Genomic DNA, 9,146 nt, shown 5'->3' with positions numbered 1-9,146 from the left:
CCCCCCCCCCCCCCCCCCCCCCCCCCCCCCCCCCCCCCCCCCCCCCCCCCCCCCCCCCCCCCCCCCCCCCCCCCCCCCCCCCCCCCCCCGCCCCCCTGAGCCCAGAGCTACTTCGCCGGCACAGGCGCCAGCTTATCCTCCATGCCCGGATGCGCGTCCAGCCAGCGGCGAGCCGAATCCTTCTCGTGGCCCTTGCCGCCGTCCTTGACCGCGACCTCCAGCGACGCCAGTTCCTTGTCCGACATCTTGAAGTTCTTCAGCCACTCCGCGGCCTGCGGGAAGTCCTTGCCGAAGTCCTTCTTCGCGACGGTGTGGATCTGCTCGCCCTTGCCCCAGGCACCCTGCGGGTCCTTGAGCTTCTTGAGGTCGTACTTCCCGTACGCCCAGTGCGGGGTCCACAGGGTCGTGACGATCGGCTCCTTCTTCTTGACCGCGCGGTCGAGCTCGGCGAGCATCGTGGCGGTCGAGGAGGAGACGACCTTGTACTCACCGTCGAGGCCGTACGCCTTGAGCACCTTGTCGTTGAGGGTGCCCATCATGCCGGCGCTGGACTCGATGCCGATGATCTTCCCGCCGAACTGCGCGCCCTTGCCCTTGAGGTCGGCGAGCGAGTCGATGCCCTTGACGTAGGACGGCACGGAGAGCTCCAGCGACGTCGGCCCGTACCAGGAGCCGAGGTCGGTGAGCTGGTTCGCGTAGCGGTCCCAGTACTGCTTGTGCGTCGTGGGCAGCCAGGAGTCGAACTGCACGTCCATCTGGCCCTGGGCGAGCGCGGTGTAGAGCGGGCCGGGGTCGAGCTGCTTGATGTCCGGCTTGAAGCCCCGGTCCTCCAGGATGTTCTGCCAGAGGTAGGTGGTGGCCACGGCCTCGTCCCAGGGGAAGTAGCCGAGCTTGATCCGCTTGCCGTCGCCGACGTTCTTGCCGGCGGCCACGTGCTGCTTGCCGTCGCCGCTCCCGGCGAGGTTCATGCCGCCCGCGACGAGCGCGAGGACGACGACGCCGACGGTGGCCACGGCCGTGCCGGGGCGGTAGCGCAGGAACGAGGCGCCCCGCGCCGTCGCCGCCGCCTTGGCCAGGGCCCGGCGGCCGAGCGGGGAGACCCGCTGGTTGAGCGCGCCGGTCATGCGGTCCAGGTAGATGGCGAGGATGACGACCGCGAGGCCGCTCTCCACACCGCCGCCGATGTCGACCTGGGTGACCGCCGCGTAGACGGCCTCGCCGAGACCGCCCGCGCCCGCCATGCCGGAGATGACGACCATGGACAGCGCCAGCATGATCACCTGGTTGATGCCCGCCATGATCGTGGGCAGGGCGAGGGGCAGCTGGACCCGGGTGAGGGTGTCGCGCGGCGTGGTGCCGAACGCCTTTGCGGCCTCGACCAGTTCACCATCGACCTGGCGGATGCCGAGCTCGGTCATGCGCACGCCGGGCGGCATCGAGAAGACCACGGTCGCGATCAGGCCGGGGATGGGCCCGATCGAGAAGAACATCACGCTGGGGATCAGATAGACGAAGCCGGGCATCGTCTGCATGACGTCCAGGACCGGCCGCAGCACATTGCTCACGGTGCGGCTGCGCGCGGCCCAGATGCCCAGCGGCACGGCGATCACGAGGGTGATCAGGCTCGCGACGAGGACGAGGGACAGCGTCGACATCGCCCGGTCCCACAGGCCGAAGGAGTCGACGAGCGCGAGGCCGGCGAAGGTGAGGACAGCGGGCAGGAGGCCGCGCAGCCACCAGGCGATCACGGCGAGGATGCCCGCCATGATCAGCGGGTGCGGGCCGCCGAGCACGGTGCCGACACCGTCGTACGCCCCGGTCAGCACGGTGTTGATGGCGTCGAAGAGCCAGCTGAGGTGGGTCTGGAGCCAGCTGACGGCGGACTCGACCCAGTTGCCGAAGTGGATCCTAGGCACGGGCGGTCACCTCCGCCTTCGGCTCGGACGTCCCGGGGGCGGCGGCCTCGGGGGCGGCGGCCTGCTGCGGGACGACCTTCGGCTCGTCGCCGAGGGCCGACAGCAGCCGGTCGCGGGTGACCACACCGGCCAGCTCGCCGCGCTCGTCGGTGACGGCGACGGGGAGGTCGCTGTGCGAGAAGGGGGCGAACAGCTCGTGCACGGGGGTCTCGGCGGTGACCGTGGCGGGCGCGGCGTCGATGACCTCGCGGTCGCTGCCGGGGGCCGTGGAGTCGGCCATGATCGATCCAGCGGTGAGGACCCGGGAGCGGTCGACGTCCTGGATGAAGGAGGCGACGTAGTCGTTGGCGGGCCGGACGAGGATGTCCTCGGCCGTGCCGTTCTGCACGATCCGGCCGTCACGCATGACGGCGATCCGGTCGCCCAGGCGCATGGCCTCGTTGAGGTCGTGGGTGATGAAGACGATGGTCTTCTTCAGCCGCGTCTGGAGGTCCAGCAGCTGGTCCTGCATGTCACGGCGGATCAGCGGGTCGAGGGCGCTGAAGGACTCGTCCATCAGCAGCAGGTCGGCGTCGGTGGCCAGCGCGCGGGCGAGGCCCACGCGCTGCTGCATGCCGCCGGACAGCTCGTCGGGCCAGGAGGTCTCCCAGCCCTTGAGGCCCGCGAGCTCCAGGGCCTCCGCGGCCCGCTCCTCGCGCTCCTGGCGGGGCACGCCCTGCACCTCCAGGCCGTACGCGGCGTTCTCCAGCACACTGCGGTGCGGGAAGAGCGCGAAGTGCTGGAAGACCATGCTGATGCTGCGGGAACGGACCTCACGCAGCTCGCGGGGAGCCAGCGCGGTCAGGTCCTGACCGTCGTAGAGGACACGTCCGGCGGTCGGTTCCAGCAGGCCGTTCAGCATGCGCAGCAGCGTGGACTTGCCGGATCCGGAGAGACCCATCACCACGAAGATCTGGCCGGCCTCCACCTCGAAGGAGGCGTCGATGACCGCCGCGGTGGTGCCGTCGGCGCGCAGCTCGTCACGGCTCGCGCCGCCTTCGAGCCGCTGGACGGCCGCTTCGGGTCGTTTGCCGAACACTTTGTACAGGTGCTCGGCGTGAAGCCTGGACACATACACCTCTCGGGTCGAACTCAGGAACGTCCCGGCTGCCCCCGTGCGGGCCCGGACGTGGAGCGGTGCGGTATCGGTCCGCGTGCCCGCCGCCCGTTGCGTGGCGGCGAGGTCCGCTCCGGTGCCGCGCCTGCCCCCGATCAATCCGGGCAAACGGAACAGTGATCCACTTCACATCCGCGGTCAGGAGTGACCGGGGAGTGTCAGTGGGATGCGGCATCATCGACCCGTGACGCGACGCCTGATGCTCCTCGACACCGCTTCCCTGTATTTCCGCGCCTATTTCGGTGTGCCGGATTCCGTTCGGGCACCGGACGGCACCCCGGTGAACGCGGTGCGCGGCCTGCTCGACTTCATCGCCCGCCTGGTCCAGGACCACCAGCCCGACGACCTGGTGGCCTGCATGGACTTCGACTGGCGGCCGCAGTGGCGGGTCGACCTGATCCCGTCCTACAAGGCGCACCGCGTCGCGGAGGAGGTCGAGGGCGGGCAGGCCACCGAATATGTCGAGGAGACCCCGGACACCCTCTCCCCGCAGGTGCCGGTGATCGAGAGCGTGCTGGACGCGGTGGGCATCGCCCGGATCGGCGCCGTGGGGTACGAGGCGGACGACGTGATCGGCACCCTCGCGGGCCGGGCGCCCGGCCCGGTGGACATCGTCACCGGCGACCGCGACCTCTATCAGCTGGTGGACGACCGGCGCGGGGTCCGGGTGCTGTATCCGCTCAAGGGCGTCGGCACCCTCCAGACCGTGGACGAGGCACTGCTGCGGGAGAAGTACGGGGTGGACGGCACCGGGTACGCGGATCTCGCGCTGCTGCGGGGTGATGCCAGCGACGGCCTGCCGGGGGTGCCGGGCATCGGCGAGAAGACGGCGGCGAAGCTGCTGGCCGCCCATGGCGACCTGGCCGGGATCATGGCCGCGGCCGACGACCCCGCGTCCAAGCTCACTCCGACGCAGCGCAAGCGGCTGCTGGAGGCCCGCCCGTATCTGGCGGTGGCGCCGAAGGTCGTGCGGGTCGCGTCGGATGTGCCGCTGGCCCCCTTCGACGCGGCGCTGCCCGGTGAGCCGCGCGACCCGATGGCGCTGGAGGCACTGGCCGAGCGGTGGGGGCTGGGCGGTTCGCTCCAGCGGCTTCTGACGGTGCTCGCGGACCGGCCCTGCTAAGTTAGGTGTGCCTTACTTAGGAGGATGCCCGCGTGCGTCCTCGTCAGCGTGTACAGGGGAGACCGCCATGGCAGACCGTCCCGTCCGGAAGAAGCCGCAGCTCACTCGCGCGCACGTGGTGCGCACCGAGCGGCTGACGCCGCACATGGTGCGGGTGGTCCTGGGCGGCGAGGGCCTCGCGGACTTCGCCGCCGGTGAGCACTCCGACCACTATGTGAAGCTGCTCTTCCCGGTGCCCGGTGTCACCTACCCGGAGCCGTTCGACATGGAGGTCATCCGCCGCGACCTGCCGCGTGAGCAGTGGCCCAGCACGCGGACGTACACCGTGCGCGCCTTCGACCGCGAGCGGCGCGAGCTGGTGATCGACTTCGTGGTCCACGGTGCCGACGGCCTCGCCGGCCCCTGGGCCGCCTCCGTGCGGCCGGGTGCGGAGATCCGCTTCCTCGGCCCCGGCGGCGCCTACTCCCCCGACCCGGCCGCCGACTGGCACCTCCTGGCGGGCGACGAGAGCGCGCTGCCCGCGATCGCCGCCTCCCTGGAGCGGATGCCCGCCGGGGTGCCGGTGCACGCTTTCGTCGAGGTCGCGGACGCGTCGGAGGAGCAGCGCCTGGACCTGCCCGCGGGCGTCGAGGTCACCTGGCTGCACCGCGACGGCGCCCCGGTGGGCGAGGCGCTGGTCAAGGCGGTGTGCTCGCTCGACTTCCCGCCCGGGAACGTCCACGCCTTCGTCCACGGCGAGGCGGGCTTCGTGAAGGAGCTCCGGCGCTTCCTGCGGGTCGAGCGCGAGGTGCCGCGCGAGCGTCTGTCGATATCGGGTTACTGGCGCCGCGGCCACGACGAGGACGGCTGGCAGGCGTCCAAGCGGGAGTGGAACCAGCAGGTGGAGGCGGAGCAGGAGGGCCCGGCCGCCTAGGCGGGAGCGGTGGCCCGCCCCCTGGTGGGGCTTACCGCCGTCGATATCCTCACCGCATGAAGACCCCCGCCCGCATGGCCCTGACGAGCGCGGCCACCGCCGCGCTCGTTCTCATATCCGCGCCCGGCGCCTTCGCCGACCCGTCCTGGGAGGTCACCGGCCAGCAGCCCACGCAGCGGGGGCGGGAGGCCACGTTCACCGTGACGGTGCAGGACGGGACCCTCGACGACAACAACGGCTATGTGACGCTGGAATCCCCCGCCTTCGCCAAGACGATCAAGATCAAGGCGAAGCGGTTCCAGGAGGGCAAGGACGGCCGGCGCTACGCGATGGGCGCCGCCGTCGTCCTCTGCGACATCACGCCCGGCACGTACCCGGTCGCCCTCAAGGACCACGGCGAGGGCGAGGCCGTGCGGACCGTCGACCTGACAGTGGTGCCGGAGATGGACCCCGGCAACCGCGACTTCTGCGCCGGGCCCAGGAGTTACGCCGACGCCGTGGACAAGACGAGCGAGGCCGCGCTCCAGGAGGACGAGGACTCCGGGTCCTCCGGCATGAGCACGGGGGCGCTGGTCGCTGTGAGCGCGGGGTCGGCGGTCGCGGCGGCGGCGCTCACGGCTCTGGGGACGTATGCGTTGGTGCGGCGGCGGGCGCGGTTGGGCTCGGCGGAGCGGGAGGAGTCTGACGGGGGGTGGTGAGGCCGGGGGCGTGTGCGCCTGCGGCGGGCTTTTTCCCCTACCCGCCCCTTCCCGAAACTGGGGGCCAGCCCCCAGACCCCCGCAACACGGCTTCGCCGCGTTGTCCTCAAACGCCGGACGGGCTGAATATGCGGCTACGGTCCGCGATATCCAGCCCGTGGGGGCACCTCCCAGCGGTAGCTGGGGAAGTTTGAGGACGCGCCCGCAGGGCGCTGGGGGCCCGGGGGTCTCTCTCTCCCCCCCCACGCGGCGGAGCCGCACATCAGATGCAGCCGGGAAGGGGCGGGGCTGGGGAAAAAGCCCGCCGCAAGCCACAGCGAACCTCACCCCACCGACGAGTAAGCCACAACCCCCCGCAGCAACCCGTCGACCGCCTTGCGTGCGTTCCGCGCGACAGGACTCCCCTGCGGAGCCGCCGCGGCGATCTGACCGAGGACATCGATCAACTGCTTGCACCAGCGGACGAAATCCCCCGCCGGCATCTCGATGTCACGCAGCACCTCGTCCAGCCCGTGCCCCTGCGCCCACCGGTACGCGGCCCAGGCGAAGCCCAGGTCCGGCTCGCGCTGGCCGACGCCCTCCGCCTGGTTGATCTTGTGCTCCTCCTCCAGCGCGTCGAGGCGGCCCCAGATCCGGATCATCTCGCCGAGCGCGGCCTGCGCCGGGCCCGCGGGCAGCTTCGGCGGAGCCGCGTCGTCGGCCATGCGCGCCTCGTAGACGAGCGCCGAGGCGCAGGCGGCGAGCTCCGCCGGCTGGAGGCCGTCCCAGACGCCCTCGCGCAGGCACTCCGAGGCCAGCAGGTCCAGCTCGCCGTAGAGCCGGGCCAGCCGGCGGCCGTCCTCGGTGACCTCGTCGGCGCGCAGATAGCCGAGGTCGGTCAGGAGCCGGCAGATGCGGTCGAAGGTGCGGGCGATGGTGTTCGTCCGGCCCTCGATGCGGCGCTCCAGCTGGCGGGTGTCCCGCAGCAGCCGGTGGTAGCGCTCGGCCCAGCGGGCGTGGTCCTCGCGGTCGTTGCAGCCGTGGCACGGGTGCGCGCGGATGGCGGTGCGCAGCCGGGTGATCTCGGCGTCGTCGGCGGCCGCCGCCCGCTGCTTGCGGTGCCGGTCGGGCACGATGTGCCCGGCCTTGGTGCGCAGCGCGGAGGCGAGGTCGCGCCGGGACTGCGGGCTGCGGGCGTTGAAGGACTTGGGGACGCGCATCCGCTCCAGAGCCTCGACGGGCACCGGGAAGTCGATCGGCGCCAGCCGCTTGACCTGCCGCTCCGCGGTGAGCACCAGCGGGCGGGGCCCGTCGTGCGGGTCGAAGCCGCGGTGCCGGTCGGTGCGGCCCGCGGGCAGCCCGGGGTCGAGCACGAGGGCCAGGCCGGCGTATTTCCCGGCGGGCACGTGGATGACATCGCCCGGCTTGAGCTTCTCCAGCGCCGCGGCGGCGGCCGCCCGGCGCTGGCTGGCGCCGTGCTTGGCCAGCTCGGTCTCGCGGTCCTTGAGCTCGCGGCGCAGCCGCGCGTACTCCTCGAAGTCGCCGAGGTGGCAGGTGACGGCCTCGCGGTAACCCGCCAGGCCCTCCTCGTTCTTCTGCACCTGCCGGGAGATGCCGACGACCGACTTGTCCGCCTGGAACTGCGCGAAGGAGGTCTCCAGGAGCTCCCGCGAGCGGTGCCTGCCGAACTGCGAGACGAGGTTGACCGCCATGTTGTACGACGGCTTGAAGCTCGACCGCAGCGGATACGTCCGCGTGCCGGCCAGGCCCGCGAGTGCGCCGGGGTCCATGGCGCGCTGCCACAGGACGACCGCGTGCCCCTCGACGTCGATGCCGCGCCGCCCGGCGCGGCCCGTCAGCTGGGTGTACTCGCCGGGGGTGATGTCGGCGTGCTGCTCGCCGTTCCACTTGACGAGCTTCTCCAGGACGACCGAGCGGGCCGGCATGTTGATGCCCAGCGCGAGGGTCTCGGTGGCGAAGACGGCCTTGACCAGGCCCTTGACGAAGAGCTCCTCGACCACCTCCTTGAAGGTGGGCAGCATCCCGGCGTGGTGCGCGGCGATGCCCCGCTCCAGCCCCTCCAGCCACTCGAAGTAGCCCAGGACGTGGAGGTCCTCGTCGGGGATGGAGGCGGTGCGCTCCTCGACGATCTCACGGACCCTGGCCCGCGCCTCGGTGTCGTTGAGCCGCAGTCCGGCGTACATGCACTGCTGGACGGCGGCCTCGCAGCCGGCCCGGCTGAAGATGAAGGTGATGGCGGGCAGCAGGCCCTCGGCCTCCAGCCGCTCGATGACCTCGACGCGGCTGGGGGTCCAGATCCGGCTGCGCTGGCGGCGCTCGCGCTCGCGGTCGGCCTCGCGGAGATTCTTGCCGCGGCGCCGGTCGCGACCGGCGAAGGGGCGGCTGTTCTCCATCCGGGCCAGCCGGACCAGGTCGGGGTTGACCTCGCGGCGCCCGGCGCCGGGGGTGCCCTCGGGGCTGTCCTTCTCCTCGAAGAGGTCGTACATCCGCCGGCCGGCGAGCACGTGCTGCCACAGCGGCACGGGCCGGTGTTCGGAGACGATCACCTCGGTGTCACCGCGGACGGTGTCCAGCCAGTCGCCGAACTCCTCGGCGTTGGAGACGGTGGCGGACAGCGACACCAGCGTCACCGAGTCCGGGAGGTGGATGATGACCTCCTCCCACACGGCGCCGCGGAAGCGGTCGGAGAGATAGTGCACCTCGTCCATGACCACATAGCCCAGGCCGTCGAGCGCCTGCGAACCCGCGTAGAGCATGTTGCGCAGCACCTCGGTGGTCATGACGAGCACCGGGGCGTCGGCGTTGACGCTGTTGTCACCGGTCAGCAGGCCGACCTTGGCGGCGCCGTAGCGCTTGACGAGATCGCTGTACTTCTGGTTCGACAGCGCCTTGATCGGCGTGGTGTAGAAGCACTTGCGGCCCTGCGTGAGGGCGAGGTGGACGGCGAACTCGCCCACGATGGTCTTGCCCGAGCCGGTGGGCGCCGCGACCAGCACGCCCTTGCCCGCTTCCAGGGCCTGACACGCCTCTATCTGGAAGGGGTCGAGCTCGAATTCGTACATCTCGCGGAAGGGGGCGAGCGCGGTGGCCTGCTCGGCGGCGCGGGCCCGGGACAGGGCGTAGCGCTCAGCAGGGGACATGTCGTCGGTCATCTTGTGTACGAGCCTACCGGGCACCCCTGACAGCGCACCCGATCTTTATCGAGCACCGGTGGCGCGGGCTCCGAGGAGGCGGACCGGATACGCCGGGGGGGGGGGGGGGGGGAGGGGGGGGGGGAAGGGGGGGGGGGGGGGGGGGGGGGGGGGGGGGGAGGGGAGGGAGCAGGGTAGCCGCATAGCGA

At 71.8% G+C, this 9,146-nt stretch carries 6 protein-coding genes; 3 read left to right on the top strand and 3 right to left on the bottom strand.

Features of this window, described 5'->3' with window-relative positions; translation table 11 throughout:
- Window positions 1-107: 107 nt before the first annotated feature.
- Complete coding sequence (locus ACZ4A5_RS31235) at window positions 108-1,916, bottom strand: ABC transporter permease/substrate binding protein (protein ID WP_467591647.1); 1,809 nt, start codon at window positions 1,914-1,916, stop codon at window positions 108-110.
- Window positions 1,909-3,027: a quaternary amine ABC transporter ATP-binding protein gene (locus ACZ4A5_RS31230; protein ID WP_467591645.1), complete on the bottom strand. Its 1,119-nt coding sequence runs from the start codon at window positions 3,025-3,027 to the stop codon at window positions 1,909-1,911. The genes ACZ4A5_RS31235 and ACZ4A5_RS31230 overlap by 8 nt, the downstream gene beginning before the upstream one ends.
- A gap of 244 nt (window positions 3,028-3,271) precedes the next feature.
- Here ACZ4A5_RS31230 and ACZ4A5_RS31225 point away from each other — a divergent pair, with 244 nt between their 5' ends.
- The 3 genes from ACZ4A5_RS31225 to ACZ4A5_RS31215 all read left to right on the top strand — a co-directional run bounded on the left by ACZ4A5_RS31225 (window position 3,272) and on the right by ACZ4A5_RS31215 (window position 5,806).
- Window positions 3,272-4,195 (top strand): 5'-3' exonuclease, encoded by a 924-nt coding sequence (locus tag ACZ4A5_RS31225; RefSeq protein WP_467591649.1) that lies wholly within the window; start codon window positions 3,272-3,274, stop codon window positions 4,193-4,195.
- Between the two features lie 67 nt (window positions 4,196-4,262).
- On the top strand, window positions 4,263-5,108 hold the full coding sequence (locus ACZ4A5_RS31220; RefSeq protein ID WP_467591643.1) for a siderophore-interacting protein: 846 nt from the start codon (window positions 4,263-4,265) through the stop codon (window positions 5,106-5,108).
- A 56-nt stretch (window positions 5,109-5,164) separates the two neighbouring features.
- The gene (locus ACZ4A5_RS31215) at window positions 5,165-5,806 is read left to right on the top strand and encodes a hypothetical protein (RefSeq protein ID WP_467591640.1); all 642 of its coding nucleotides are present in this window, start codon (window positions 5,165-5,167) and stop codon (window positions 5,804-5,806) included.
- 323 nt (window positions 5,807-6,129) lie between these two features.
- On the opposite strand, the gene ACZ4A5_RS31210 is transcribed toward ACZ4A5_RS31215, so the two are convergent.
- The gene (locus ACZ4A5_RS31210) at window positions 6,130-8,958 is read right to left on the bottom strand and encodes a DEAD/DEAH box helicase (RefSeq protein WP_467591637.1); all 2,829 of its coding nucleotides are present in this window, start codon (window positions 8,956-8,958) and stop codon (window positions 6,130-6,132) included.
- Window positions 8,959-9,146 lie beyond the last annotated feature (188 nt).

Source organism: Streptomyces sp. NPDC025618 (assembly GCF_055558795.1).
This window is presented reverse-complemented; position numbering and strand designations above follow the sequence as displayed.